Source organism: Halorussus litoreus (genome assembly GCF_003382685.1).
Taxonomy (GTDB): domain Archaea; phylum Halobacteriota; class Halobacteria; order Halobacteriales; family Haladaptataceae; genus Halorussus; species Halorussus litoreus.
Map to the genome: position 1 here is coordinate 34,993 of NZ_QLVG01000044.1, position 26,948 is coordinate 61,940.

Genomic DNA, 26,948 nt, shown 5'->3' on the forward strand with positions numbered 1-26,948 from the left:
TACTTTTAAGCCTTGGGTATATAGTCTTTTGAGACTACTCCTCCCACGGCTCGCCGCCCTGCTGGTCACCGAACAGCTCGCGCATCAGCGTCACGACGCTCTCGGGCGGGAACTGCCCGCGCTCGGTCACGATGGCGTCGACGTATCTCGGTGGCGTCACGTCGAACGCGGGATTCTCGACGGTGAGTCCGTCGTCGCTCGCGGCGTCCGAGTCGCTCCCCTCGCCCTCGATCTCCGCCTCCTCGTCGAGCGTGAGCACCTCGCGCTCGTCGCGCATCTCGATCTCGACCGTGTGGCCCGTCATCGTGTCGGGATGGAGCTTGAGCGTCTGGGCCGCGACCATGACCGGGACGCCGCGCTCGCGGGCGTTGACCGCCAGCCCGGAGGTGCCGATCTTGTTGATGACCGAGCCGTCGGCCGCGATGGAGTCCGCACCCACGAGCACGTGGTCGGCCTCGTCGAGGTACCTGCGGGCCGCGTTGTCTACCACGAGCGTGACCGGCACGTCCCACTCGCGGAGCTGTCGGGCGGTGATGTGGCCCTGCTTACGCGGACGGGTCTCCTTCACGATGGCGTGGATGTCCTTCCCTTGGTCGAGCGCGGCCTCGACGCAGGACAGCGCGTCGGTCGAGTGGCAGTGGGTCATCACGGTGTCGCCGTCCCGGAGGCGATTCGCGCCGATTTCGCCGAGGTTGTCCTGGGCCTGATCGAGTTCTCGGCGGAACTCTGCGGCGCTCGCCCCAACGCTCTGGCGCAACTCCGCGACCGACTCGCCGTCCATCCCCCGGAGGACGTACCGCAGCGCGTTGGGCAGGCTGACCGCAGTGGGTCGGGTCTCCCGGAGGTGCCGGGCCGCGGCGCGCATCTCGGCCCGAAAGGCGTCGGGACTCTCGGCGTCGCTCTCCTCGGCCTGGACGGCCAGCGCCTCGGCCGCCGCGTCCGCGATGGTGGCCGCGCCCCGGATCTCCATCTCGGCGATGTCGTCGGCCACCGACTCCACGGTCGCGTGAATGGACTCGGTCTTCTCCATGCCTCTGACCTACGCACTGCGAGCGCAAAAGCAGACGGGGTGCGAGTCGAACTGAGATCGTCGAACGACTCGCGCTTGGTGATACAGACTACGGGACGCGCTCGGTGAGTCAATCACCACTGGCGCGGCGCTTTCATGCGCCCCGCCTATCCGCGCGAGGGACGACTGAGCGACCGCGGAATGAAGGAGGAGGAGGTTGGGGAGGTGTGAGGCTCACGCTCGGTGCCACTGACACCCGGGATTCGACCGGTGGAACAGCCACCGTGGGCGGGGGCTTTCTAAACGTTCTTCGCCGCGGTCGTCGTCACGACGAACAAATCAGTTCCGGCGTATCCGAATCTGCCGACGCACCCGAATACGCCTAGTTCCGCCACCCACACCTTCATGGTTACAGCCCCAACTACCACGTACCATGACACGACTCCCCGAGGAGGTCGTCGGCGACGCCTACACCAGCACGTTCGCGTGGGAGACGCTCGAATCGCTCGTGGAGGTCGGCAACCGGATGGCCGGTCAGGAGGGCGAGCACGAGGGTGCAGAGGTCGTCGCGGACGCGTTCGCCGAGGCGGGCCTGCGCGAGGTCGAGATCGACGAGTTCGAGATTCCCGGGTGGTGGCGCGGGTCGTCGTCGCTGACCCTCGACGACCCCCACGCACGCGAGTACGAGGGCGACCACGAGGTCATCGCGCTGCCGGGAATCCCCGCGGGAGTGGCCGCGGGCGAGGTCGTCGACGTGGGCTACGGCACCCCCGAGGAGTTCGAGGCGGCGGACCTCGACGGGAAGATCGCGATGGCGTCCAGTGAGACGCCCGACGACCACGACCGGTGGCTCCATCGGATGGAGAAGTACGTCGCGGCCGCGGAGGCCGGAGCCGAGGGGTTCGTCTTCCGGAACCACGTCGAGGGCTGTCTGCCGCCGACCGGCGAGGTGGGCTACCACAACCGACCGGGGCCCATCCCGGCGGTCGGCGTCTCGAAGGAGGTCGGCGCGCGCCTGGCGCGCTACTGCGAGGACGACGAAGCCAGCGCAACCCTTTCGGTGGACTGCCGGAACGAGCCCGCGACCTCCCGGAACGTGGAGGCCGTGGTGGGTCCGGAGACCGGCGCGGAGGACGACGCCGACCCCCGAGAAGTGCTCGTGACCGCGCACGTCGACGCCCACGATATCGCCGAGGGGGCCAACGACAACGGCGCAGGCTCCGCACTCGTCGCCGAGGTCGGCCGGCTGCTCGCCCGAATCGAGGACGACCTCGCGACGCGCATCCGGCTGGTCACGTTCGGCTCCGAGGAGATCGGCCTCTGGGGTGCGTACCACTGGGCCGACACCCACGACCTCGATTCAGTCAAGGCGGTCGTCAACGTCGACGGCGCGGGAGCCTCGCGCAACCTCGGCGTCGGCGCGAACCAGTTCGACGACCTCGCGGCGGCGTTCGAGGACGCGACCGACGCGCTCGACGTGCCCCTGTCGCGCCACGACACCATCAGCCCGCACGGCGACCAGTGGGCGTTCGTCCAGGAAGGCGTGCCCGCGGTGATGTCCTACACCGAGTCCGACGGCACCGGTCGCGGCTGGGGCCACACCCACGCCGACACGCTCGACAAACTCGACCCGCGCGACCTCCGGGCAGTCGCTGTCACCCTCGCGGAGTGCGTGCTCGAAGTCGCGGACCCCCACCGCGAGGTCGAACAGAAGTCCCGCGAGGAGATCCGCGACAGCATCGACGACGGCTACGTGGAGGAGCTCAAGCGCGGCGGCCGGTGGCCCTACGACGAGGATCCGCGGGCTGACGTTGGCGAGTGAGGGCGGATGGCGCGTACCGGGTCACGCCAACTCACCTTCGAACTCCCGAATCGCGGCGTCGGTCCCGGCCACGACGAGTCTGTCGCCCTCCTCGATTCGGGTGTTCTCGTCGGTCAGGAACTCGTCGACCCGTTGGAGCCCGACGAAGACGCAGTTCGCGCCGGGTCCGGGCTGGGCGTCGCCGAGCCGCTGGCCCGCGAACTCCGCAGCCGGAACCCGGACGAGCCGGAGCTGATTGACCGGCGCGAGCACGTCCTCGCCGCGGATCTCGCGGGCCAGCAGCCGGGCGCTGACCCGCTGGATCGACAGCGCGTAATCGGCCCCGGCGTCGAACGCGCTCGGGGTCTTGGCCGTGTCGTTCACGCGCACGAGAACGTCGATGTCGTCGGTGAGCGACCGGACCACGGCGACCGCGAGCAGCGCGCTCGAGTCGTCGTCGACGGTCACGACCAGCGCGCTGGCCTCCTCGACGTCCGCGGTCTCGAACGTCTCGGCGTTCCTGATGTCGCCGACCACGTCGACGCCCGGCTTCTCCTCGGCGTCGATGGTCGTCGCGTCGACCGACTCGGACAACGCGTCGCGGGCCGCCTGGCCGCCGCTTCCCATCCCCGCGATGACGACGTTCGAGTGACGCTGGGGCGGCCGGACCCCCGCGGCGTGGTCGTGTAGCTCGTCGATGGCCTCGCGCGGACCGGCAACGAGCAGGACCGCGTTCGGCGTGACGAACTCGTTCGAGTCGGGCGGGAGCCGGAGTTCGCCGTCGAGCCACGCGGCGACCAGCGTGAGATTCGCATGGTCGGCGATGGTCGTGTCCGCGATTCGGCGGCCCGCCAGCGGGCTGTTCCGGCGCACTACGACCTCCCTGAGACAGACGTCGCCGAGCGCGGCGTCGTCGGGATGGGGCGCGTCGACCCACGCGTTCGTCTTCTGGCCCAGTCGGCGGCCGATGAGCGCGTGGGGTGCGACCACCCTGTCGACGCCGACGTCCCGCAGCACTGCCTCGTGCTCGGGCGTGTTCGTGAGCGCGACGACCTCTATCGAGTCGTTGTGCCGGAGCGCGGTCAGCGTGACGTCGACGTTGTCGTCGCCGGCGTCGGTGACGAGCAGCCGCGCGTCCTCGATCATCGCCCGGTCGAGCGCGTCGTCGTCCACTGGATCGCCGTGGATGACCTGATACCCGTCGTCCGAGAGCCGCTTGGCGTCGTCCACGTCGGACTCAATCAGCACGTAGTCGATGCCGAGCCGTTCGAGTTCGTCGAGGAGCACGGCGCTGTCGCGGCGGTACTCCGCGACGACGACGTGGTCGTCCTTGGCGGTCAGTCGGTCGCTGAGGTCCAAGGGCGCGCGCTCGAACAGCGGGATGACGAGGACCCTGAGCGTGGCGAACCCGATGACCACGCCCGTCAACTGCATGAACGCCATGTAGACGTTCATGATGGGCGACGACCACGGCGAGTCCGCTCCGTAGCCGGTCGTGGTCATCGTCTCGACCACGGTCTGGAACGACCGGAAAATCGAGTGGTCGTGGCCTTCCAGCGTCCGCATCCCGTAGTTGTACAGTACGCTGTACAGCAGTATGATGGCGACGACGACGGCGGCCCACGCCGTGACGAGACGCTGTCGCCGGGTCATCCACGGGAACAGTGGGTTCCGGTGGAGCCACTCGGTGTCGAACCAGTCGCTGTTGAACCAGTCTCGCTTCATGCGTGCGGTGATCTCGGTTCGTGCGGCGGTCCTGGACGCTCGTCATCGCTCGAATCGCACATCGCTGGCCGAGTTACGTCGTCTACCCCCAAGAGTCGTATGACCAACTGCGGGACTCGAAGCCCGCTGAGTTCGGCCGACGACCCCAACGGCGGGTCGAGACGACGGACCGGGGGTATCCGCCCTCAGAAGTCGGTCAGTTTCGCCTCGGTCGACCCCTTGGCGTCGGTCTCGAACTCCGGGAGCGCGACGAACTCCAGCCCGTTGTCCCGGAGCGCGCGCTTCACACGCTCTGAGGCCGCGGGCGCGACGAGCATCCCGCGGACTTCGTCGTTGGTGTTCTCGTACAGCGAGACGTACCGCTGGAGCTGGTCGAAGTGGTTCAGCGTCGCCTGGATGCGCTTGACCTCCACGACGACCGGGGTGCCCGACTCGTCGCGGGCGAAGAAGTCGACGAAGCCGTACTTGGTCTCGCGCTCGTGTTCGACGATCCGGAGGCCCGCCTCCAGTTCGTCCGGATTCGCCTCGATGTACTCGTGCATCTCGGCCTCGGTGCCCGACTCCTCGTAGGTCGCGCTGTCGGTGGCGTCGAACCGCGTGAGGCCGTGGGCCTCCAGAATCCGGGCCTCCACGCGCTCGCTCGGGTTGGTCCGCCGCGCGAGCAGCACTGCGTCTCCATCACTGATTCGCGGCGAGACGGTCCCGCCGCCGGGCATCCAGTTAACTGGCTTGTGACCGGTCGGCTGGTGGACGAGGAAGGTGCCGTCGGGCTTGGCGACGAGCGTCCGGTCGCCCGGCCCGAGGTGGCCCGAGGTCCGGCCCTCGTACTCGACCTCGCAGCGGGCCTGCACCGTCAGCATCGCGCCGTCGCGGAACGCGGCCTTGGCGGCTTCGACGACTTCTTCGGGGTCGGGCGCGGCGAGTTGGTCGACGCTCATTCGTTGCTCGGTGGACAGCACCGGCGCAAAAAGGTGGTGATTCGGTCGGAACGGGCAGTCGCGTTCCGAAGCTATCGGGTCTCGAACGGTCGAGTTCCGAAGCGTCCAGAAGAGTGGCCAACGTTCCGGCCCGCAGTTACGGACGCTCAGAACTGCTCGGCGACCTGCTGAACTGCTCGGCGACCTGCTGGGTGGTCTCCTCGATGCCATCGGAGTTGTCCACGACCACGTGGTCGGCCGAGATGGGATCGAATCCGTCGCGGTACATCGTGTACACGTCGAAGTCGGCGTCGCTCGCGTCGTTCTCTCGCCGCCGGATGCGCTCGCGCACCACGCTCTCGGCGCACTCGACCTTCACCAGTCGGAAGCCGGCGTCCAGCGACTCCGAGAGGTCGACCGCGCGCTCGCGGTTCTCGGCCTCTCGGAACGTGCCGTCGAGGACGACGTTCTTGCCGTTTCGGATCGTCTCGCGCGTACGCTCGAACAGTTCTGCGTACACCCGCTGGGACTCCTCGTCGGTGTACTCGGGGTCGGGAAACAGGTCCTTGCGCACCACGTCGGTGCGGAGGAGTCGGCCGTCGACCCGCTCGGCGACGTCCTCGGCGACGGTGGTCTTGCCCACGCCGGGGAGCCCGCAGACGACGACCATCGTGGGCGTCGTGGCTCGCGAGTCGAGCACGTCCGTCTCAGACATCGACACCACCGGCGTCCCCTCGAAACGCGTCGAACGCGTCGGCAGTTCTCCGCTCGTCCGCCCCTCGACGATTCGTTGCCGCGCAGGTCGGGGTCATCTCAACTACCATAACCAACGAAGCCAACGCCATATCAATGTAGGGTATCGGCGACGACCGGGACAATCGGTGACGAACTCGACCGGTCGCGCGTCGGTGACGAACTCGACCGGCCACCGTGACTTTCCCGCGTCGAGACGTAGCGAGTCGAACGCGCGACATGCTGGGGGGCTCCGACACCGACGAACTGAGAAGTTCCGACCCCGACGAACTGAGAGGTTCCGACCCCGACGAACTGGTCTCCGTAGTGGTCCCGACCTACGAGCGCAACCGGCGACTGCGGCAGACGCTCGAGAGCGTCGCCGCCCAGGAGTACGAGCCGATAGAGACGATCGTGGTCGACGGGGCCGACGACGACCGGGCTCGGCCGGTAGTCGCCGAGTTCCCGGACGCGACGTACGTCTCCCAGCCCGCTGGTGACGACGGCCCGCAGGCCGCCCGGAGCCTCGGCGTCGAGTTCGCCAGCGGCGAGTACGTCCAGTTGCTCGACGACGACGACCGGCTCGCGCCCGAGAAGATCCGCAAGCAGGTCGAGCTGCTGGAGCCGCCGGTCGGCGTGGTCTACTGCGGAATGATCGACGAAGACCGGGGCGAAATCCAGCCGAACCCCGCGGTTCGGGGGAACGTGATCGGGCACGCGCTGGAGATGCGGACGTTCCCCTGCATCACCTCCACGATGCTCGTCGACCGGGAGGTGATCGAGCGCGTCCATCCGTTCCGGCACCGTCACGGGGCCGACGACACCGGCCTGAAGGTCGACCTCGCGCTGGCGGCCGCGTTCGACTTCGTGGACGAACCGCTGGTCGTCCGCGGGCGACCAGAGTCGTCGCTCTCGGAGTCGTGGGCGTACCTCGACGGTCGCGAGACGGTGGTGGCGACGTTCGACCGGCTGTACGACCGGTTCCCCGACCGGATTCGGCGGCGCGCGGTCCGGGAGACCCACTATCAGGCGGGGCTGAAGCTCCTCGACGAGCGCGGCTGGTCGCCCCGAGCGACCGCGAAGTTCGCCCGCGCGACCCGGTTGACGCCCGACGACCGCGCGTACCACCTCGCGACGTGTCTCGGGTCGACGCTGGGTCGGTCGGGCGTGGCCGCGGTCGACCGGCTGTTCGGCCGAGAGGGGGAGTGAGGGCTCGGGAACCGCACATCTGAACGCGGCCGTCCGAGAGACAGTAGCTTTACGACGTGGTGTCGCCACTCTCCGACAGTGCCGACCGACACCCCTCTCCACGTGTACTGGCACCGCGAGACGACCGCCCACCGACCGCCGGGCGGTGCGTTCAAACTGCCGAGCACGGAACTGCTGGCGGTCGACGAGCCGCACCCCGACCAGCCCGCCCGCGTCCGCAACGTCAGGCGGATCCTGGCGGAGACGTTCGCGAGCGACGCCGCGTTCCGACCCGTCGACCGAGCCCCGCGCGACGCCGTCGAGCGCGTCCACGATCCCGACTACGTCGCGTGGCTGGAGGAGTTCTGCGCCGACGGCGGCGGCCGAATCGACGGGACGACGACGGGGACCAGCCGGGAGACGTTCGCCGCGGCGCGGCGAGCGGCCGGTACCGCGCTGGCCGCGGTCGACCACGCGCTCGCCGACTCATCCGGGGCCGACGGTCGCTCCGGCGTGCCGTACGCGCTCGCGCGGCCGAGCGGCCACCACGCCCAGAGTGACCGCGCGGACGGCTTCTGCTTCTTCAACAACGCGGCCATCGCCGCCCAGCGCGCGCTCGACGCCGGACTCGACCGGGTCGCCATCGTCGACTGGGACGTCCACCACGGCAACGGCACGCAGGAGATCTTCGAAGACCGGGACGACGTGCTGCTCGTGAGCGCGCACAACGACCACGGCGCGTGGGACCCGACGTATCACCCGCAGACGGGCGGCCTCGACGAGGTCGGCGTCGGCGCTGGCGAAGGCTACACCGTCAACGTCCCTCTCCCGCCGGGGACGGGCGACGAGGGGTACGAACGGTTCTTCGAGCGAATCGTCGAACCGGTGGTCGCCGACTACGATCCGGATCTCGTCATCTACAGCGCCGGGCAGGACCCTGGCGTCTCCGACCCGCTCGGGCGGAACCTCGTGACCCGCGGCGGGTTCAGAACGCTCGGCGAGCGCGCTCGCCGACTCGCCGAGCGAACCGCAGACGGGCGGTTTGTCGTCGTACAAGAGGGCGGCTACCAGATCAGCCACCTCGCGTTCGCGACGCTCGGCGTCCTCGAAGGCGCGACGGGTCGGACGTTCGACCTCGACGAGTACGGCGAGGCCGACCCGTTCGCGTGGCTGGAGGAGTCGGTCGGTCCGGCAGCGGACGCGCTCGACGAGGCCGTGGACTTCCACGGCGAGTACTGGCCGCTCTGAGAAACGTCGGCTGGTGAATCGAGAAGGACGAAGCAACTGGTGGAACGAAAACGAAACGAAAGAAGCGAGTGGGTTTGGGCAGATTTGAACTGCCGGCCTCCTCCATGTCAAGGAGGTGTCATAACCAACTAGACCACAAACCCGTTCTGTGCGGTCTTTCTCGGACGCAACTACGAGTTGTCCCGGGGGATAATTGAACCTTTCGGATTCGGGCGCGGTCTGGCGATTTTCCACGAGGGTCGGTGACGCGCTGGATTTCCACCGGTGAGGCGGGAATCTCCCGACCGCCACGCCCACCTTTTTCACGCCGCGCTGCAACCTCCAGCGCATGCAAATCGGAACCGCCGAATCCGAACCCGGCGAACTCGTCACGGGCTGGCTCGACGTGACCGACCTGCCGACCGGCACGCCCGAACGTCTCCCGGTCCTGATCGCGGAGGGCGAGGAGAGCGACGAAGAGGGTCCCACGCTCTGGATCACGGCCGCCATCCACGGCAACGAGGTCACCGGCCTCGCGGTCGCGCAGGACGTGATGACCGACGAACTCGCGGGCGAGATCCGCGGCACGGTGGTCTGCATCCCGAACCTCAACCCGGCGGGCCTGCGCCGGAACTCACGGACCTCCTACTACGACGACGAGGACCCCAACCGCTACTTCCCGGACCCCGACGCCGAGAGCGCGCGCCCGCCGAGCGTCCAGCAGTTGATCGACGAGCGCGTCTTCGAGGCGTTCGCCGACTCGGCCGACGCCCTGGTGGACCTCCACACCGCTCACGTGGGCTCGATGCCCTTCCTCATCCGGGACCGGGTGCTGTACGGAGAAAAGCGAAGTGAGGACGACGCTCACGAGCTCGCAGACGACCTCGAAGCCATCGTCGACGCGTTCGGCATGCCGGTGGTCAACGAGTACGCCGCCGCGGAGTACACCGAGCAGAGCCTCCAGCGCTCGACCGCGGGCGCGGCGCTGAACAACGCCGGCATTCCGGCGTTCACCGCGGAACTCGGCGGCCACAACATCGTCGAGGAGGGCGTCCGCGAGGCGGCGATCACGGGCGTCCGGAACGTCATGCGCCAACTCGATCTCCTGCCGGGCGAGCCCGACCCCGGCGCTGTCGGCCCCGACGCGCCGGTCGACTTCCCGGTCAAGCGCGCGGTCCACCCGCACGCCGACGAGCCGGGCATCGCGCGCCACCGGGTCGAGCCCGGTGACGTGGTGTCGGAAGGCGACGTGATCGCCGAGATCTGCACGCCCCACGGCGACCGAAAAACCACCGTCGAGTCCGAGCACGACGGCTACGTCCTCGGGCGGATGCACGGCGTCGCGGCCTACGAGAACGACCCGCTGGCGAGCATGGCGGTCCGCGACGACGGCGAGCTGGTGGTCCCGCGCGATGCAGAGGAGGGTGACGGCGAGGAGGAGGCTGACGGCGACGGGGAAGGCGACGACTGAAACGAAGCGCTTAACTCGGGGACGGGCCTTCGTTCAATCGCACGCGAAGTGCACTGCGGGACCGTAGGGTAGTGGTATCCTCTGCCGATGGGGTCGGTAGGACCTGAGTTCGAATCTCGGCGGTCCCACTCACATTCTACGCGGCGACATTGTACCTCGGGAACAGCTCTGGCGAGCCAGTTCTAAATTCACGAAACCCCAACTCGTCAGACAGACTTCGTGACGACCACGCGCCTATCCGTTATGACGCCACCGGCTCGACGGCGTACACGCTCAGCCCGCCAGCGTAGTACACCCGCCCGTCCACGACGACCGGCGAGGTCCTGCCGAAGCCGTCGCGGTCGGCCTCGTGGGACCACAGCGTCGACCCGTCCGCGGCGTCGAGCGCGTACAGCGTTCCGGCGTCGCTGACGACGTACGCCGTCCCGTCGACCACGACCGGGGAGCCGAGCTGGTCGTCGGCGGTGGCGTTCCAGACGCGCTCGCCGGTCGCGCGGTCGAGCGCGTACAGCGTCGCGGTGTCGGTGCTCACGATCACGAGGTCGTCGGTGATCGCCATCGACGAGGGGTGTTCGATGTCGTTGGCCGGCCGGTCGTTCGGCAGTGGCTGGGAGGTCCACCGCTGCTCGCCGCCGTCGACGGCCACCGCGTGGACGACGCCCGTCTCGCTTCGGACGTACGCAGTGTCGCCGCGGACCGAGGGCACGCCGAGCGTCTTCTCGCCGCGCGCGAGCCCGTTGCTTGTCGGCGTCCGGTACGACCAGTACTGGGCCTTCTCGGCCCCCGGCTCGAACTTCATCAGCATCCGGTCCTCGCCCGCCGAGACGTACAGCTTCTCGTCGTGGACCGCGACGCCGCCGACGTGGCCGGCCTCGCGCGTCCAGAGCACGCTCTGAGTCCGGAGGTCGAGCGCGACCAGCGAGTCGTCGTGTTGGCTGTCCTCGCGCTCGGCGAACGGGTCGTCGACGGGGACGTAGGCGACGCCGTCGAGTACCGCGAACGCCTCCTTGACGGTGGCCGTGGACTGGCCCGGTGCCGTGAGTTGTTTGCTCCAGCGTCGCTCGCCGGTGTCGGCGTCGAGGGCGTGGAAGGTCCCCTCGGAGTCGGCGACGTACAGCACCCGTTCGCCCGACCGATCCTGACCCGCGACGGGCGCGACCTCGATGGGAGCGTCGAGGCTCGCGTGCCACGTGATGTTGCCCGGGTCGGGGGCGTGTGCGCGCACCACCTCGCCGCTCGCGGTGTAGAGCGCGCCGCCGGCCATCACCGGCGAACTCCCGTAGCTCTGGGCGAACCGGCTCCAGTCGCGCTCGACCTCGCCCCGTAAGACCGTCCCGTCGGGCCGATAGCCCGACCGCGACTGCTCGCCTTGGAGTCCGGGCCACGTGCTCGCGGGGTCGGTTCCGCCGGTTTCGGCCCGGACGGTTATCTCCACGCTGTCGGCCACGTACCGGTTCCCGTCGTCTGCGGACTTGCGCGCGGTAGCGGTGTAGTTGCCCGGCTCGGTGAACTCGTAGGCGGCGGTCCCGTCGAACCCGGCGTCGACGGCGTTGCCGTCGATCTCGACGGTGGCGTTCTCGACGCCGAACCCGTCGGACTCGCGCGTGACCCGGAAGGTGACTGCGTCGCCCTCCGTCACCGTGCGCTCGTCGGCAGTGAGGTTCATCGCCACCCGGTCGCGGGTGACCTCGACGCTCCGACGCTGCCCGTCGGCCCAGTCGCGGTACGTGACCAGTTCCTCGATAGTCACCGTGTAGTTCGTCCCGGCTTCGGCCTGCCGGTACGTCGCGGCGTACTCGAACCCGTCGCTGCCGTCGCCGGTCTCCAACTGGGATTCGTCGAACGTCTGGAGTACTTCCCCATCGGCCGAGACCGCGACCTCGACGCCTGCGAGCGCCTCGTCCGTGACTATCGAGACCCCCACGTCGGTTCCGGGGTCCGTGGCGGTGAACGACTCGATGGGCGAGCCGCCGACGGCGATCTCGAACGGGACCGTGTCGGTCTTCCGCGCGCCGTCGTCGTCGGTCACGCGATAGGTCACCTCGTGGCTTCCGCGGCCCTGAACCGTGACCTCGGGCCGGTCGGGATCGAGCGTCTCGAACTCGCCGCCGTCGACGCTGACCGCGACCGTCTCGACCGCGCCGTCGGCGTCGCTGGCCGCGAGGTCGACTGTCACCGGGCCGGCGTACGAGCCGTTCTCGAACTGTCGGGCGTCGAGCGTGACCTCGACCGTCGGCGGCTGGTTGGGGTCCGCGGTCGTCTCGTCTTGCGTCGTCTCATCGCTGGTAGTGGTGTCGCCGCCGGGAGTGGTGCTACCGGCCGTGGTGTCGTCCTCGGTGGTGGGCTCACCGCTCTCGTCGTCGCTCCCGCCGGTGACCGCCAGCGTCGCGTCCGGCGACCCCGTCACGGCGTACGCGTCGCCCGCCGGACTCCCGAGCGACTGGACCCGGAGCGCGAGGTCGGTGGTGCCGTCCCGTTCGCCCCGAACCGTCACCGTCGCGATCACGGTGTCGCGTCCGCCTTCGAGGTCGGCGGCCGCAGTCCGTATCTCCACGCGGTCCGCGCCGTCGCCGACCGGCGAGACGTCTGTCACGTCGGGGTCGCCCGACACCGCGGCGCTCACCACGTCGGCGACCGAGCCGTTCGCGACCGACAGCGAGAGCGCGGACGAGCCGACGCCTTTCCCGGGGTCGGCGACCACGATCTCGTACGTCCGCTTGCTTCCGGCTCGAATCGATCCACTCGTCGCCCCGTCTGCCGGCACGACGCTGACCGCCGTGCGGTGGTCGCCACCCGCGTCGTCGGAACTGCCCGTGAGGTCCCCCGCGATACCGTCGAACGGGGTGCCGTCGAGCGGCGTTCCATCGAGTAGCCCGCCGTCGAGCACGCCCGGCGTGGCGACCGCCATACCGCCCACCGCTAGCAGGACAACGACCGCGAGGGCCGCTCGTCCGTCCATCTCAGCTCCCTCCGACTTCGTCGACCTGCTCGAACAACGCTCGAACGTCGTCGGCGTCGACGTCGCTGTCGACGTCGAAGTCGTAGCTGTCCGCGTCCGCTCCGGACACCTCGTCGTTTCCGACTCTGTGGGCGAGCGCGGTAGCGTCGGCCTCGTCCACGCGCCCGTCGTCGTTCACGTCTTCGGTGAGGCCGTCGTCGTCCGGGTCGCCCGAACTCCCGCCGAACGTCGTGCTGGCGAGGCTGGCGGTGCCGGTCGAGGCATCGACAGCGAGCGTCCACACTCGGTACGGGCCGGCCCCCGACAGCGTGGGTGCGTGCGTGGCCGGACCGCCCTCGTCGTCGCGTCGGAGTCGCGGTGGCGTGTCCGCGTCGAAGCGGTCGTCTTCGGCCGGTGCGACGCCCCACACGAAGCTCGGACTGCCCGCACTCGCGGTCGACGCGGCGGCCTCGACGTCGTCGTGGGCGTCGTTACGGCTCATCGTGACGCCGGGAAATCTCGGGTGGCGCGTTCGTCGGTTCCGATAGCTGTGAACCCTCTCGAACGGGGGCTGACGGTGGTCTGCATGATCGATGTCCAGTAGATGGTCTGTCCCCCGTTTGTATTTTTCGGCGGATATAGTGGGGAACGAAACTGTGCTGGCCACGGCGCGACGCGAACGTGTCACAATGTCCGGAGCGTGTCGGTGATAGTCCTGTAGTTTTACGTCGGTTGCGGCAGGTGATTCTTACTGGTGCCTTTTCTTACCGATAGTTGATCTCTGTAATATTGTACACCGGTGACTTATTTCCACTAGAGGAAATATTTAAGTACAAACGTAACAGTCTGTAATATGTGATGTCCTCCTACAGTTCGGACCCCGACACCGCCACCGGATCGGAGGAGGTTCCGCTCCACAGGAACCTCTACGACGACCTCTTGTTCGACGAGCTGGACGCATCCGGCACGTTCACCGAGGAGGCCGCCAAGCAGTTCTTCCCGGTCCACGAGGACGAGCGCATCGAGACGATGGACAGTCCGGTGGTCATCGAGTGCGCGTACCCGGGGTGGCAGCCCGGCGGGGACCACTACCCGGCGGTCCCAGACTCTCGCGGCGAGCAGGTACAGGAGCTCGTCGACAGCGTGGAGGCCGGCGCCGCGGCGATCCACGTCCATCCACGCGACGAGGAGGGTCGCCCGCAGTGGAACGACAACGACCTGCTCGTGGATATTCTCGATCCCGTATTCGAGGAGTGTGGCGACGTGGTGACGTTCAGCCAGGGCTGGTCGACGGGTCCGCACGCCGACTACGTGACCGGCGTTCACGACCTGCTCGAGCGCGGGGACGGCAACAAGTACTGTCAGGGCGGGGTTATCCTCCCGCCCGGCCTGTTCGGCGCGGGGTCGCTCCACTCGATGTCGACCATCAAGGAGGCGGTCCGCTACTACGAGGACAACGGCGTGAAACCGCTGTTCCAACTGTACGACACCCACGTCCTGCGGGACATCAAACACCACCTTATCGAGGACGACGAACTGGAGAACGAGCCGTACGTGATGAGCCTGCGGATGGGTGCCCACCACTCGACCACGACGAACAACGACCCGTGGTCGCACTTCAAGGTCATCTCGGAGATCTACAACGTGCGCCAGACCATCGAGGACAGCGTGGTCGGGCTCTACCCCGGCGGACGCAACTGGCTCCCAACGCTGATGATGGGGCTGATCGCCGGTGCGAACGTCGTCCGGGTCGGCATCGAGGACGCCTACTGGATGTACCCCCACAGGGACGAACTCATCGAGAAGAACTCCGAGGTGGTCGAGACCGCGGTCGACATCGCGGAGACGCTCGGCCGCGAGATCATCACCGACCCCGACCGCGCGCGGGAGTTCCTCGGGATGGAGTACACCTCGCCGCGATGACGGCAAATCCCGCCACGACGATGCAAATCGGATCGAACGCCGCGCAGTCCGGCGAAAATCTCTGATTAATTTTATAACCAAGACTGTGGTACAAAAGCTCATGAGTCGTTCTGATCGGTATGCGATAGACGACGTCGCCTTCATCGGCCGCACGGTGGCCGAGTACGAACGGATGTTCGACCTCGACCTCTCGGCGTGGTCGGGCGAGTCGGTGCTCGACTGCCCAGGCGGTGCGTGCGCGTTCGTCACCGCGGCCAACGCCAGCGGCGTCGACGCGGTGGGCGCGGACCTGCTGTACGACGTGCCGCCCGACGAACTCCGCGAGAAGTGCCAGCGCGACGTCGACACCGCCATCGCGGGCTTCGACGGCGTCGAGGACCAGTTCGTCTGGGGGTACTACGACGGCGTGCCCGACGTGCGCGAGCACTGGACCGCGGCGTACGAGCGGTTCATCGACGATTACGAGGCCCACTACGACACCGACCGCTACGTCCAGACCCAACTGCCGGACCTGCCGTTCGACGACGACTCGTTCTCGCTGGTGCTGTCGGCCCACCTGATGTTCCTCTACATCGACACGCTCGACCACGAGTTCCACGAGGCCAGCCTGCTGGAACTCGCCCGCGTGGCGACCGAAGAGGTCCGGGTGTACCCACTCGCGCGATTCGACGGGAAGCGGTATCCGCGACTGGACGAGTTGCGCGCGACGCTCGCGGACGCGGGCCACGCGACCGAGATCCGGTCGGTCCCGTTCGAGTTCCTGCGCGAGGAGCCCGAGATGCTGGTCGTCGAGCCGTGAGTCGACGTGTTGGCGAGCGCCGGTCGCTGTCGGCGACCGGCGCTCGCCAACACGTCGCTGGTGGATAGTTGGTCCGTCGTCTCGGTCGCTCGCCCCCGTTTCATCACGACTGTACTGCTACCAGACTACACGACAGCCGCGACAGCGACCGCAACAGTATCCGCGACCGCAACAGCATCTGCGACAGCTACCGAGACCGCCAGTGCATCTTGAGCATATGAGAACCGCGACCGCACCGCAACCGCATTAGCTACCGCAGCCGTAACAGCGACAGCAACCGCAACCGCGACAGCAACCGCAACCGCGACAGCAACCGCAACCGCGACAGCGTCCGACTGTTACTCCCCGTCCTGCTTCACGCCCGGGTTGGTGACCGCGCCGTTCGCGGCCGACCCGAACGACGCGCCGTACTTCGCCAGCACGCCGGTCTCGTAGTTCGGCTCGGGCTGGTCCCACGCCTCGCGGCGCTCGGCCAGTTCGTCCTCGGAGAGGTCGACGGACAGTTCGAGGTTCGGCACGTCGATGGTGACGGTGTCGCCGTCTTCCAGCAAGGCGATGGGACCGCCGACGAACGCCTCCGGGGCGACGTGGCCGATGGAGAACCCGCGGGTCGCACCGGAGAACCGGCCGTCGGTGAACAGCGCGACGTCCTCGGCGTGGCCCTGGCCCGCGACCGCCGAGGTGACCCCGAGCATCTCGCGCATGCCCGGGCCGCCGCGCGGGCCCTCGTTGCGGATGCAGAGCACGTCGCCGCTCTCGACGTTGCCCTCCTGGACGTACTTCATGGCGTTCTCCTCGTTCTCGAACACGCGGACCGGCCCCTCGTGGCGCAGGTCCTCCTCGCCGGTCACCTTCAGCACCGCGCCGTCGGGCGCGAGATTGCCCGACAGCACGCGGATGGCTCCCTCCTCGTTCTTTGGCTCGTCGACGGTGTAGAGGAAGTCGGCCTCGATCTCCTCGTCCGGCGGGAGTTCGCCCGCGGCTTCGAGTCGTTCGATCTCCTCGGCGACGGTGTTGCCCGTCACGGTCAGCGCGTCGCCGTGGAACAGCCCCGCGTCGAGCAGGCGGCGGACGACCACCGGGACGCCGCCGACCTCGTGGAGGTCGTTCATCACGCGCTGGCCGCCGGGCTGGAGGTCCGCGATCTTCGGCGTCCGGCGACTGATCTCGTTGAACCGCTCAAGCGGAAGGTCGATGCCCGCCTCGGCAGCGAGCGCGGGCAGGTGGAGCACGGCGTTGGTCGAGCCGCCGATGGCGACCTGCAACGCGATGGCGTTCTCGAACGACTCCCGAGTGAGGAAGTCCGAGGGCCTGCGTCGCTGTTCGACCGCCTCGACTGCGAGTTCGCCCGCGCGCTCGGCGACCCCGTAGCGCTCCTCGCTCTCGGCCGGCGGGCTCGCGCTCCCGAGCGGCGCGAACCCGAGCGCCTCCGAGATGGAGGCCATCGTGTTCGCGGTGAACATCCCGCCGCAGGAGCCCGCGCCCGGGCAGGCGTGGCGTTCGAGGTCGTCGAGTTCCTCCTCGGACATCTCGCCCTCCGCGACCGCGCCGACACCCTCGAACACGTTCTGGACCGTCACCTCCCGGCCCTCGTGCTCGCCGGGCATGATGGAGCCGCCGTAGAGGAACACCGAGGGCAGGTCCGTGCGGATCGCGGCCATCATCATGCCGGGCAGGTTCTTGTCGCAGCCCGCGACCGTCACGAGGCCGTCGACGCGCTCGCCGAACGCCACCAGTTCGACCGAGTCGGCGATGACCTCCCGCGAGATCAGCGAGGCCTTCATCCCCTCGGTCCCCATCGAGATGGCGTCGGAGATGGTGATGGTTCCGAACTCGATTGGCATCCCGCTCGCGTCGTCGACGCCGTCGTACGCCGCGGCGGCCACGTCGTCGAGGTGGACGTTGCACGGCGTGACGTCGGCCGCGGGGTTCGCCACCGCGACCATCGGCGAGGAGAGGTCCTCGTCGTCGTAGCCCATCGCGCGGAACATCGCTCGGTGGGGAGCCTTGTCCCGACCCTTGGTGACTTCGCTGCTCGGGAGATCGTCCGGTTTCTCGGTCATACCCGGGACTCGGAGTGGAGCGGCTTAAGTTACCCCCTCGAACAGACGCTGCTGTCGGACGGCGCAACCGACGGCCGCGATGGACCGCCAGTAGTCGACATCACTGAGCCGCCAGCAGTCGACATCACTGAGCCGCCAGCAGTCGACCGCGGAAATCCTAGAATGAGAACATACTTTTCGGGCGGCGGTCGAAAGACCCGCATGGACCTGACGGTCGCCGTCGCCCACTACCCGGAAGGCGCTGGCCACGCCACCCGGATGCTCGCGGTGGCCCAAGCCTTCGAAGCCGAAGGTGCGGAGGTCGTCCTCGCGGGCGGCGGCCCGGGGTCGCGGTTCATCGAGCACAACGGCTACGACGTGTTCCGGGCCGCGCCGGTCGACTACATCGGCGACTACCAGCAGGGCTCGGTCGGGAGGGTCCTCACCAGGAGTCTGCCGTACAGCAGCAAGCGCGTGTTCGACTTCGTGCGCTGGCTCCGCCGGGTCGAGCCCGCCGCGCTGGTGACCGACGACATGTTCGGCGCGATGGCGGCGTCGCTGACCGGGACGCCGCTGTACGTCGTCACGCACAACGCCGCCTCCTACTACGACGCGGCCGTCGAGCAGGTGTTCACGTGGCTGCTGAACCGCTACCAGCTCGGCGCTGCCAGGTCGTTCCTCTATCCCGCGGTGTGGCCGCCCGACGAGGGCGACCCGCCGGGCGTGACCCACGTGCCGCCCATCGCGCTCGATTCGGCGGACTGCCCGCCGCCCGACGAGGAGATCGGCGTGCTGGTCGTCCCGAGCGTCTACTCGGCGAACTTCGACGTGCTCGCCGAGACGCTCCGGACCGAGGGTCGCGAGGTGACGCTGGTGGGCGACGACGGCTGGGAGCCGGTGCCCGCCCTCCTGCCGTGGATTCGAGCCGCCGACGTAGTGGTCTGCTCGGGCTACTCGACCGTGATGGAGGCCGCGGTGGCGGGCACGCCGTGCGTGGTCTACCCGTTCACCGACGAGCAGCACGGCGTCACCCGCGTGCTCGAACGCCGCGGGGTTCGGGGGTTCCAGATCGAACACTCCATCGCCCACGTCGCGCGGGCGATCCGCCATCCGCCGCGCGAACCCGACCACGACAACGGGACCGAGCACGTCGCGGACCACGTCCTCTCGGAACTCGTCTGAGTCTGGCGGCTCGTCTGACTGGCCCGGACGAGCGTCGCGTTCGGCGGGGCATCCGACAGCGCGACTGCTGAGACGCCTGACATTGTTGCCACTATCGGAACCCGCAACCCCCGACGGTTCGAACGCCACTCATGGCACGGGTTGCGGTCGGAGCGCGGCTCCACTTCGGCTTCCAGAACCTCTCGCTGGCCCACGAGCGCCTTTACGGCTCGCTCGGGGTGGCGCTCGACGAGCCCCGCGTCGTCGTGACTGCCGAGTCCGCGGCGAGAGTCCACTGCGAACCCGACCCGAGCAGCGAGCACGCCGCGGCCGAGGAGTACACTCGGCGCGCGGTCGACCTCCTCGACGTTCCCGGTGTGCACGTGACGGTCGAGCGGACCCTGCCCCGGCACGTCGGACTCGGGAGCGGGACCCAGCTGGCGCTGACCGTCCTCGCCGCGGTCGCGCGCGCTCACGACCGCGAGCCGCGGGTCCGCGAGCGCGCTCCGAAACTCGGCCGCGGCGGTCGGAGCGGCGTCGGGGTGGCGGCGTTCGAGTCCGGCGGTTTCGTCCTCGACGCCGGCCACCCGACCGAGCGGTTCACAGCCGACCGGCCGCCCCGCGGCGAGTGGTCGGTCCCGCCGGTCGCGGCCCGCCACGCGGTGCCCGACGACTGGCGATTCGTCGTCGTTCTTCCCGACGCGAAGCCGGGCCGGAGCGGCGAGGGCGAGGACGAAAGCATGCGGTCGGTGGTCGAGCGCGCGGACCCGGCGCTCGCCGACGAGATCGCCGCGGTGGTCGCCCGGCGCGTGCTCCCGGCGATAGCCGGGCGCGACCACGCGGCGTTCGGCGCGGCCGTCGCGGAGGTCGGCCGCCTCAACGGCGCGTGGTACGCCGACGAGCAGGGCGGCGTCTACCGCCCGCCGGTCGGCCGCATCGTCTCGCGACTCTCGGACTCGCCCGCGATAGCCGGCGCTGGCCAGTCCTCGTGGGGCCCCGCGGTGTACGGCGTGACCACTGCGGATCGAGCGGACGCCGCCCGTGAGGCCGCACACGCGGCGCTCGTGGGGGCGTCCGTCGACGGCGAGGTGCTGGTCGCCCGCCCCCGGAATCGGGGTGCTGAAGTCGAACGCTGACGGGTTGGCACAGCCCTCTCGGGGTCGTCGGACTGGCGGTCACGGGGTGCGTCGGGTCGCCGTTGGCCCGGGACGGTGTACCCGGAGTCGGCGGCGCTGACTGACTCGCCAGCGACCTGCTCGCAACCGCCGGAAGCCAACCCAGGTCTTCCGCGGTCACACTCGCTGGCTCGCGGCTCCGCCGCACACCTACCGCGGCGCTCCGCGCCGCGCACCGCTCGCGTGACCGCACGAGGCGTCCAGTCCTGTTTCGTCGCGCTCTCGTATTTGAATATTCGTATTCGAAATATAACTGCTTCTGTTGTGCCTTTCGAGGATTTATGTTTGACCCGGCGCGTGCGAGCAACGAGTGAGCGACTGCAAGGAGCGAACGAGGAGGCTGGGGAGGTGTGAGGCTGCGGCTTCTCACGTGCCTCGAAGGTAGCTAGCTTCGTGTTGCCCTCTGCTTTGTCGGCGTATTCTGACTAGCTACTGCCTCAACATAGGAGAACCGGGACCGCACCGCAACCGCGACAGCAAGCCTCACATCTCCCCAGCCTCCTCACTCCCTCGCGCGCGCCAGAGCGGGAAATCAATCTCGTGGATTCCTCGACGGTTCGCCATCCGACGAGCCAGTCTCGAACTTCCACAGACGAAAGACCCAAGCACCCAGATTGTGACCCACCGAACGAGAAGCGATGGATCGACTCCCCTTCGGCGTCTCTCGGCTCGACGACATCATCGGCGGCGGTGCCCCGCCCGGAAGCGTGGTCCTGCTGGCGGGCGACGCCGGTGCCGGTGCCCGCGAGTTCTGCTACACCGCGGCGACCATCAACGGGCTGGCCCACGCCGACCCCGACCAGTTCGAGCTCCACTACGGCGAGGTGTCCGACCGCGCGGCCGTCCCGGAGGGCGTCCACTACGTGTCGTTCACCGCGAGCGGGGACGAACTCCGCCGGGAGTTCGAGTTCACGATGAGCGAGGAGATCGTCCGCGCGGGCGTCTCGCCCGTCGAGTTCGCGGACTTCAGTCAGGAGTACTTCCAGCTGTCGGCCATCCCGCGGGAGTGGTACACCCGCAAGACCCAGACCATCACGGACCTCGGGAAGGGCGACGGCCGCCGGGGCGTGCTGGAGGCGCTGGGCGAGTACCTCAACGAGCACGCTTCCGGGAACCTCGTCGTCATCGACTCGCTGACCGACCTCGCCCGCGCGCCCAGCGAGCACCTCGACTGGAGCGACATCACCCTGCTCGTCAAGGGCCTCCAGAAGGCCTCGCGGGCGTGGGACGGCCTCATCCTCGTGCTGGTGAGCCAGGAGGCGATGACCGACCAGCAGATGGGGAGCCTGATGGGCGCGGCCGACGGCACCCTCGCCTTCGAGTGGGAGACAGGCGGCAACGAGCGCGACCGCGTGATGTTCGTCCGGGAGTTCCGCGGCGTGCTGTCGCGACTGGAGGCTGAAGATATTATTCGGTTCGACACGGAGATCCACGACGGCGGGTTCGACATCAGCAACGTGCGGAAGATTCGGTGAATCGGTTCGGTAGTTGGGAATAGAATCGATTACTCGTCTTCGTCCTCGTCGCCACCGCTAGTTACCTTGCTGATAGCTTTGGAGACGATTTCCGAGCCCTTCCCGCTCTTCTGACCATTTTCCTTGGCTTTCTTTCGGCTCTCAGCACTCATACCAGAACGTACGCCCTTTTGGCTTAAATAACTACGGCTACAACGGCCGTGCCGATACCGAGAACCAGCGCAATCTGCGTGGCAGTCAACCAATGGGAGTTTCGTCGGACGTCGTCGTAGTTTTCGGCTATCATTCCAGCCATCATTTCTAGCAAATCCTCCTCCCACGGTGGATTCGAAAAATCGTCTCCAGCTAGATCTTCGATGTACCCGCCCTGTGGCCCTACATAGAGGTTCGATTCGTTGTAAGTGATGATGCCGAACACCGTCGAACTGATGAGAAGTCCGAACGCTACTTTGATAGTGGTGTTGTGAAACATATCTGGTGCGAATTGTAGTCCTGTGACAAGTAATCCGAGTAGGACTGCGTTCAACCGCACGGTTCGCATTGCCTTGTCGTCGATGTCGGTCATTGTGGCGTTCTGCGCGTCGATGACTGCCCGAGCCTCAGTGTAGGTTACCTCCCGGCGTTTGTCGGGCCAGTCGCCAGCCATAGTAGTGGATGTATCCTATGATGTTAAAATAATTTATATCGACACTGTACCGATCCATGAAATGGGGTTGGAGGAGCTGAAGTGGAGTTGTAATCCGGAAGTACTCGGACGTTTTACAGCGTTCGAGTAGTGCAACGGAATCACTCGACCGCGTACTCCCCGTCAACTTCCTCGACCAATCCCAACAGCACTGCCCAGTCCAGCAGATACCCCACGCGCTCGCTCCAGATCTCTTCCCACGAGTTCGGATTCTTGTGGTGTTCCCACGTCGGCACCTCACTCTTGAACTCGTCGAACACCTCCCCACTCGACAGCGGCCCCTCGGCCGCGTTCAGAATCTCCAGCACCGCCGGAACGCCGAAGACGTGGTCCCGAAATCGCTCGCGCAGGAACTCCGGGTCGGGGTCCCGTCGCGTCCTGGTGAAGCCCGAGGACTGCTCCTCGGCCAGCCCTAGTGCCCGGAGGAACGTCAGCCACGTTCTGGCGTCGTCCCGACTCGTCAGGTCGGTCCGGTCGAGCAGGCGGGCACAGCAGTCGTCCTCGCTGCCCGGTACGAGCGGGACCGCGCGCTGGGCGTCGGCCACGAAGTCGAGGTCGGCGGGGGGTTCCGGAACCAGTTTGAACTGCATGCGTGGCGTCCTCGATTTCAGAAGCCGAAGCTCTCGGCCAGCAGTTCCTCGTCGCGCTCGCCCACGACGTGAGTGTCGCCGCCGATCACGTTGACGGTCGCCTGTGCCGGCGCGAACACGCTCTCGTCGACCTCGTAGAAGTCCCAGTCGACCGACTCGAAGATGTCGGCGAAGTGGGTGCCGTACTCGTCGTTCGCGGTCGAGACGATCTCCTCGAAGCGGTCGAACTCCTCGCGGACCGTCAGATGGACCTGCCCGCCGTACGCCAGCGCGTCGTTGGTCCGCGCGATGGCGGCCTCCTCGTCGCCGGCGACCGGCGCGACCGGAGCCGAACCAGTGACGCTGACCACGTCGAGCGGGTCGTAGCCGAGTTCCGAGAGCCGGAACGTCGCCATCTCGGCGGCGCGAGCGGCCACGCTCACGCTCCCGGCGACGCTGGCGGTCGGGACCGACGGGAGGAAGACGCTGCTGGGCTCGACGCCCGCGAGGTCCGCGACGTGTTCGGCCACGCTCGCGGTCGGGTAGTCGTCGCTTTCGAGCGCCAGCACGCCGAACTCCGAGACGTCCTCGTAGCCCACGCGGGCGAACTCCTCCTCCTCGGCAACGAGCGCGCGGGCGGGACCGCTGCCCAGCCCCTCGAAGTCGTCGGTGGTGACCTCCCAGCCGGCCTTCTGCGAGCAGAGCAGCGCGAGCGCGGGGTGGTCGCTCGTGAGTTCGACGTGCTGGAGCGGCGCGCCCGCGATCTCGTCCATCCGGGTCTGGACCGTGGCGAGTCCGGCGGTCTGCATCTCGGCCAGCAGGAGTCCGGCCTCGACGCCGCCCTCGAACTCGTGGCCGAAGTCGAGGACGGTCGCTCCGTTGTCGAGTTCGCGTGCGCCGATATCCAGCTCTTCGGCGAAGTCGAGCGCCTCGTCGGCGAGTTCCAAGGCGTTCCGATTGAGACTATCCATGCGCGAGGGTTGGGCGTCGCACGGTAAACAGTTTATCAGTCGCAGTGAGTAGTGACGGACGAGCGTAGCGTGCGCTGATTTTCGCTTTTCCCCGGTACGCGCTGATTTCTCTTCCGACTGCGGTCGGCGCGCGCTGGCGCGAGTTGATCTCGCGCCAAAGCGTGCGAGGGCTGAGGACCGCAGGCCGGAGCGTAGCGGAGGCCGAGGACCGCAAGCGGTTGGGGGAGGACGAGGTTGCGGTCGCGGTTGCGGTGCTGTGCGGATGCGGTCACGCCTAGGCTCAAGCAGTAGCTAGCTTCTCCGTACTGTCCACATCTGTTTCAGGAGGATGAAGCTAGCTACTGCCTCGACATATGAGAACCGCAGCCGCGACAGCAACGCAGCCTCACACTTCCCCAGCCTCCTGCGTTGCTCGCTTCGTTGTCTCCGAAAATCCAGATTTTCGGGATGACGAGAGAGCTTCGCTCTCTCGAACCACGCTACTCGTCCCTCGCGCGGTTTGGCGCGACACGAGGTCGCGCCAGCGCGCGCCGGTGTGGAATAGAGAGGTTAGCGCACGCCGGGATGCATGACAATTGAGTGTGCGCCGGTGGACCGTCGAACCGAGACCACCGCTGAACCACACGCGAACCTGAAATCTCCTCGAACCCGATTCCGAATCCTCGCAAGAAGAACCACCGGAGTCGGAACAAATAGTAGCCGGTCGCGTCTGGGTAGAGACGATGACCGACGACCGAATCCTCTCTGACGTGACGGTGCTGGACCTCACGACGTTCGTCACCGGCGGGTTCGCGACCCTGATGCTGGCGAATCAGGGCGCGGACGTGATCAAGGTCGAGCGACCCGGCGTGGGCGACGACAACCGCCACTCCGGGCCGCCGTTCGTCGACGGCGAGTCGCCGTACTTCTGGACCGTCAACTACGACAAGCGCTCGATAGAACTCGACCTCACCACCGAGGCGGGCCGCGAGGCGATCTACTACCTCGCCGAGGAGGCCGACGTGTTCGTTCAGAACTACCGGCCCGGCACCGCCGAGAAGTTGGGCGTGGACTACGACGCGATCCGCGAGCGCAACGAGGACGTGATCTACTGCGCCATCTCGGCGTTCGGCCAGACCGGCCCGTGGCGCGAGCGACCGGGCTACGACCTGCTCGTCCAGGGAATGAGCGGCATCATGAGCGTGACCGGCGAGGCCGACGGCCGCCCGGTCAAGGTCGGACTGCCCCAGACCGACCTCATCACCGCGATGTGGGCGGGGTTCGGCATCGTGAACGCGCTCTACAAGCGCGAGCGGACGGGCGAGGGCGAGTACATCGACCTCGGGATGCTCGACTCGGCGCTGCCGTGGCTGACCAAGCAGGCCGGCAAGGTGTTCGCGGGCGAGCACCCCGAGCGCATGGGCACCAAGGACCCCGTGCTCGCCCCCTACCAGACGTTCGAGACCGCGGACGGCTACCTCAACGTGGCCTGCCTCAACCAGAAGCTCTGGCGGGGGTTCTGCGAGGCCATCGACCGGCCGGACCTGCCCGCCGAGTCGCGGTTCGAGACCAACGCCGACCGGGTCGAGCAGATGGACGAACTCGAAGCCGAGATCGAGGCCGAGCTCGCCGCGAAGACGACCGACGAGTGGATGGAGATCCTGGTCGAGGAGGCCGGCATCCCCGCTGGCCCGGTGTACGAGGTCGACGAGGCGCTGTCGAACCCGCAGGTCGAAGCCCGCGGGACCGTGACTGAACTCGAAGTCGAGAGCGGGGACGAGGACGGCGAGGACGGCGAGGACGGAGAAGGCGGCCGCGGACCCATCCCTGTCATCGAGCATCCGCTGAAATTCCGCGGAGCCGAGAGCGGGTTCCGGTCGCCGCCGCCCCGCCTCGGCGAGCACAACCGCGACGTGCTCCGAGAAGCCGGCTACTCCGAGGACGAAATCGACGAACTGGTTTCGGAGGGGGCGTTCGGGGAGTCGGAGTAACGGTCACTCCCTCTTGCGCTCGCAATCGGTTCTGCTCACTCCCGCTCGCGCTTGGCCTCCCGTCCCAGCGCCTCTTCGACCGCCTCGACTTTCTCCCCGGCGCGCTGGTCGCGCGCCCGCTTGTCGTCGATCTTCAGCACGGTACTCACGCGGTCGCCGTCGACCGCCTCGTGGGCGGCCTGCGCCGCGGCGAACAGCTCGCCCGCGGTGTCGGCCTCGATCACGGTGCCCATCGGGTTGGTCTCGTAGGACACGTCGAAGTCGTCGAGCGCGGCGACCGCCTTCGCCACCTCGTCGGCCATGCTGCCCTCGATCACCGGTGCGACGCTCAGGAGCGCGATAACAGTCATTGCGAGTGGAGAGTTGGCCTCCGCACTCTTTGGCGTTTGGTCGTCTCTGGATGGTCCAGTTATCTCCGGACGGTCGGTCACCGGACTCCCAGTGCGCAATCGCTAACACGCGCGCCGCCCAATCGACGACCATGACCGACGAGTCGACGGACGACGCAGCCTTGCGAACTCGACCCTACGACCCCGAACGCGACGCCGAGGAGCTATGGGACCTCAAGCGCGGTTTCGAACTGGGGCTGGGCTCCGGCACGGGCGGCGACGACAAGCAGGCCGAGTACGAGGCGAAGCTGACCGACGAGTACGCCGAGCGCTACCTCGACTGGGTGTTCTGGTGCACGAAGCACGACCCCCGATGCGTGACCGTCGCGGAAACGAACGAATCGGAATCGGACGACGAAGACGACGCCCCGTCGCTCGCGGGCTACGCGTTCGTCCTGCCCCAGCAGCTCGCGATGATCTGGGACGCCGCGGTGCTGAACGAGATCTACGTCCGGCCCGAGCATCGCGGCACCGGCGTCGCCGACGACCTGATGGACGCCGCAATCGCGGTCGCCGAGGGACAGGACCTCCCGCTCGACCGGCTGGTGCTCGACGTGGACCGCGAGAACGACCGCGCCGGGGCGTTCTACGAGCGACACGGCTTCGAGCACTGGGGCGAGATGGTCGCGCGGAAACTGGAGTAGGGCCAACTACTGACGCAAGGGCCGACTACTGACGTAAGGGCCGACTACTGACGTAAGGGCCGACTACTGACGCAGGGACCGATAACTGACCACCGGTCCGGCGGCGAGCGCGCGGGCCGACCCGCCAGCGGGTCGGC

Annotated in this window: 23 protein-coding genes and 2 tRNA genes; 12 read left to right on the forward strand and 13 right to left on the reverse strand. The window is 67.9% G+C overall.

Annotation, left to right across the window (positions count from 1 at the left end; all coding sequences use genetic code 11):
• Positions 1 to 34: 34 nt before the first annotated feature.
• Positions 35 to 1,030 carry a ribose 1,5-bisphosphate isomerase gene (locus DPQ64_RS13490; protein ID WP_115864841.1) on the reverse strand — a complete coding sequence of 332 codons (996 nt, stop codon included), beginning with the start codon at positions 1,028 to 1,030 and terminating at the stop codon, positions 35 to 37.
• A 412-nt stretch (positions 1,031 to 1,442) separates the two neighbouring features.
• On the opposite strand from DPQ64_RS13490, the gene DPQ64_RS13495 reads away from it, so the two are divergent.
• The gene (locus tag DPQ64_RS13495) at positions 1,443 to 2,831 is read left to right on the forward strand and encodes a M28 family peptidase (RefSeq protein ID WP_115864842.1); all 1,389 of its coding nucleotides are present in this window, start codon (positions 1,443 to 1,445) and stop codon (positions 2,829 to 2,831) included.
• A gap of 21 nt (positions 2,832 to 2,852) precedes the next feature.
• Here DPQ64_RS13495 and DPQ64_RS13500 read toward each other — a convergent pair whose 3' ends face one another.
• From DPQ64_RS13500 to DPQ64_RS13510, 3 genes are all read right to left on the reverse strand, one after another.
• Positions 2,853 to 4,535, reverse strand: coding sequence for a potassium channel family protein (locus tag DPQ64_RS13500; protein ID WP_232820584.1), 1,683 nt, complete (start codon positions 4,533 to 4,535; stop codon positions 2,853 to 2,855).
• A 185-nt stretch (positions 4,536 to 4,720) separates the two neighbouring features.
• The gene (gene nucS, locus DPQ64_RS13505) at positions 4,721 to 5,473 is read right to left on the reverse strand and encodes an endonuclease NucS (RefSeq protein ID WP_115864843.1); all 753 of its coding nucleotides are present in this window, start codon (positions 5,471 to 5,473) and stop codon (positions 4,721 to 4,723) included.
• A 136-nt stretch (positions 5,474 to 5,609) separates the two neighbouring features.
• The gene (locus tag DPQ64_RS13510; protein ID WP_115864844.1) at positions 5,610 to 6,167 is read right to left on the reverse strand and encodes an AAA family ATPase; all 558 of its coding nucleotides are present in this window, start codon (positions 6,165 to 6,167) and stop codon (positions 5,610 to 5,612) included.
• Between the two features lie 257 nt (positions 6,168 to 6,424).
• Between DPQ64_RS13510 and DPQ64_RS13515 the strand changes: the two genes are divergently transcribed.
• Positions 6,425 to 7,393: a glycosyltransferase family 2 protein gene (locus DPQ64_RS13515; RefSeq protein ID WP_115864845.1), complete on the forward strand. Its 969-nt coding sequence runs from the start codon at positions 6,425 to 6,427 to the stop codon at positions 7,391 to 7,393.
• Positions 7,394 to 7,471: 78 nt separating this feature from the next.
• Entirely contained in the window at positions 7,472 to 8,620 is a 1,149-nt protein-coding gene (locus DPQ64_RS13520) for an arginase family protein (RefSeq protein WP_115864846.1), read from the forward strand.
• A 69-nt stretch (positions 8,621 to 8,689) separates the two neighbouring features.
• Here the strand turns inward: DPQ64_RS13520 and DPQ64_RS13525 are convergent.
• Positions 8,690 to 8,763, reverse strand: a tRNA-Val gene (locus tag DPQ64_RS13525).
• A gap of 185 nt (positions 8,764 to 8,948) precedes the next feature.
• On the opposite strand from DPQ64_RS13525, the gene DPQ64_RS13530 reads away from it, so the two are divergent.
• Both DPQ64_RS13530 and DPQ64_RS13535 read left to right on the forward strand, forming a co-directional pair.
• Entirely contained in the window at positions 8,949 to 10,070 is a 1,122-nt protein-coding gene (locus DPQ64_RS13530) for a succinylglutamate desuccinylase/aspartoacylase family protein (RefSeq protein WP_115864847.1), read from the forward strand.
• 57 nt (positions 10,071 to 10,127) lie between these two features.
• Positions 10,128 to 10,198, forward strand: a tRNA-Pro gene (locus DPQ64_RS13535).
• Between the two features lie 113 nt (positions 10,199 to 10,311).
• On the opposite strand, the gene DPQ64_RS13540 is transcribed toward DPQ64_RS13535, so the two are convergent.
• Positions 10,312 to 13,029: an outer membrane protein assembly factor BamB family protein gene (locus tag DPQ64_RS13540; RefSeq protein WP_115864848.1), complete on the reverse strand. Its 2,718-nt coding sequence runs from the start codon at positions 13,027 to 13,029 to the stop codon at positions 10,312 to 10,314.
• A 1-nt stretch (position 13,030) separates the two neighbouring features.
• A complete protein-coding gene (locus tag DPQ64_RS13545) occupies positions 13,031 to 13,510 on the reverse strand; it encodes a hypothetical protein (protein ID WP_115864849.1) in 480 nt (159 codons plus the stop codon).
• A gap of 356 nt (positions 13,511 to 13,866) precedes the next feature.
• On the opposite strand from DPQ64_RS13545, the gene DPQ64_RS13550 reads away from it, so the two are divergent.
• Both DPQ64_RS13550 and DPQ64_RS13555 read left to right on the forward strand, forming a co-directional pair.
• A complete protein-coding gene (locus DPQ64_RS13550) occupies positions 13,867 to 14,931 on the forward strand; it encodes a BKACE family enzyme (RefSeq protein ID WP_115864850.1) in 1,065 nt (354 codons plus the stop codon).
• A 100-nt stretch (positions 14,932 to 15,031) separates the two neighbouring features.
• Positions 15,032 to 15,730, forward strand: coding sequence for a hypothetical protein (locus DPQ64_RS13555; protein WP_115864851.1), 699 nt, complete (start codon positions 15,032 to 15,034; stop codon positions 15,728 to 15,730).
• Positions 15,731 to 16,068: 338 nt separating this feature from the next.
• Here DPQ64_RS13555 and ilvD read toward each other — a convergent pair whose 3' ends face one another.
• Entirely contained in the window at positions 16,069 to 17,793 is a 1,725-nt protein-coding gene (gene ilvD / locus DPQ64_RS13565; RefSeq protein ID WP_115864852.1) for a dihydroxy-acid dehydratase, read from the reverse strand.
• Between the two features lie 201 nt (positions 17,794 to 17,994).
• On the opposite strand from ilvD, the gene DPQ64_RS13570 reads away from it, so the two are divergent.
• The 3 genes from DPQ64_RS13570 to DPQ64_RS13580 all read left to right on the forward strand — a co-directional run bounded on the left by DPQ64_RS13570 (position 17,995) and on the right by DPQ64_RS13580 (position 21,583).
• Positions 17,995 to 18,954 (forward strand): glycosyltransferase, encoded by a 960-nt coding sequence (locus tag DPQ64_RS13570; protein ID WP_115864853.1) that lies wholly within the window; start codon positions 17,995 to 17,997, stop codon positions 18,952 to 18,954.
• 131 nt (positions 18,955 to 19,085) lie between these two features.
• A complete protein-coding gene (locus tag DPQ64_RS13575; RefSeq protein WP_115864854.1) occupies positions 19,086 to 20,069 on the forward strand; it encodes a beta-ribofuranosylaminobenzene 5'-phosphate synthase family protein in 984 nt (327 codons plus the stop codon).
• Positions 20,070 to 20,746: 677 nt separating this feature from the next.
• The gene (locus DPQ64_RS13580; protein WP_115864855.1) at positions 20,747 to 21,583 is read left to right on the forward strand and encodes an RAD55 family ATPase; all 837 of its coding nucleotides are present in this window, start codon (positions 20,747 to 20,749) and stop codon (positions 21,581 to 21,583) included.
• 29 nt (positions 21,584 to 21,612) lie between these two features.
• On the opposite strand, the gene DPQ64_RS19815 is transcribed toward DPQ64_RS13580, so the two are convergent.
• The 4 genes from DPQ64_RS19815 to mch form a co-directional block, all read right to left on the reverse strand.
• Positions 21,613 to 21,735, reverse strand: coding sequence for a hypothetical protein (locus DPQ64_RS19815; protein WP_269814485.1), 123 nt, complete (start codon positions 21,733 to 21,735; stop codon positions 21,613 to 21,615).
• A 23-nt stretch (positions 21,736 to 21,758) separates the two neighbouring features.
• Positions 21,759 to 22,229, reverse strand: coding sequence for a hypothetical protein (locus DPQ64_RS13585; protein ID WP_115864856.1), 471 nt, complete (start codon positions 22,227 to 22,229; stop codon positions 21,759 to 21,761).
• Positions 22,230 to 22,369: 140 nt separating this feature from the next.
• Complete coding sequence (locus tag DPQ64_RS13590; protein WP_115864857.1) at positions 22,370 to 22,858, reverse strand: hypothetical protein; 489 nt, start codon at positions 22,856 to 22,858, stop codon at positions 22,370 to 22,372.
• Positions 22,859 to 22,875: 17 nt separating this feature from the next.
• Positions 22,876 to 23,808 carry a methenyltetrahydromethanopterin cyclohydrolase gene (gene mch, locus DPQ64_RS13595; protein ID WP_115864858.1) on the reverse strand — a complete coding sequence of 311 codons (933 nt, stop codon included), beginning with the start codon at positions 23,806 to 23,808 and terminating at the stop codon, positions 22,876 to 22,878.
• 722 nt (positions 23,809 to 24,530) lie between these two features.
• Between mch and DPQ64_RS13600 the strand changes: the two genes are divergently transcribed.
• Positions 24,531 to 25,778: a CaiB/BaiF CoA transferase family protein gene (locus DPQ64_RS13600; RefSeq protein ID WP_115864859.1), complete on the forward strand. Its 1,248-nt coding sequence runs from the start codon at positions 24,531 to 24,533 to the stop codon at positions 25,776 to 25,778.
• A 35-nt stretch (positions 25,779 to 25,813) separates the two neighbouring features.
• Here the strand turns inward: DPQ64_RS13600 and DPQ64_RS13605 are convergent, their stop codons facing one another.
• Positions 25,814 to 26,128, reverse strand: a complete 315-nt coding sequence (locus DPQ64_RS13605) for an MTH1187 family thiamine-binding protein (RefSeq protein WP_115864860.1) — start codon at positions 26,126 to 26,128, stop codon at positions 25,814 to 25,816.
• Between the two features lie 131 nt (positions 26,129 to 26,259).
• On the opposite strand from DPQ64_RS13605, the gene DPQ64_RS13610 reads away from it, so the two are divergent.
• Positions 26,260 to 26,811, forward strand: a complete 552-nt coding sequence (locus DPQ64_RS13610) for an N-acetyltransferase family protein (protein ID WP_368276114.1) — start codon at positions 26,260 to 26,262, stop codon at positions 26,809 to 26,811.
• Positions 26,812 to 26,948: the final 137 nt, after the last annotated feature.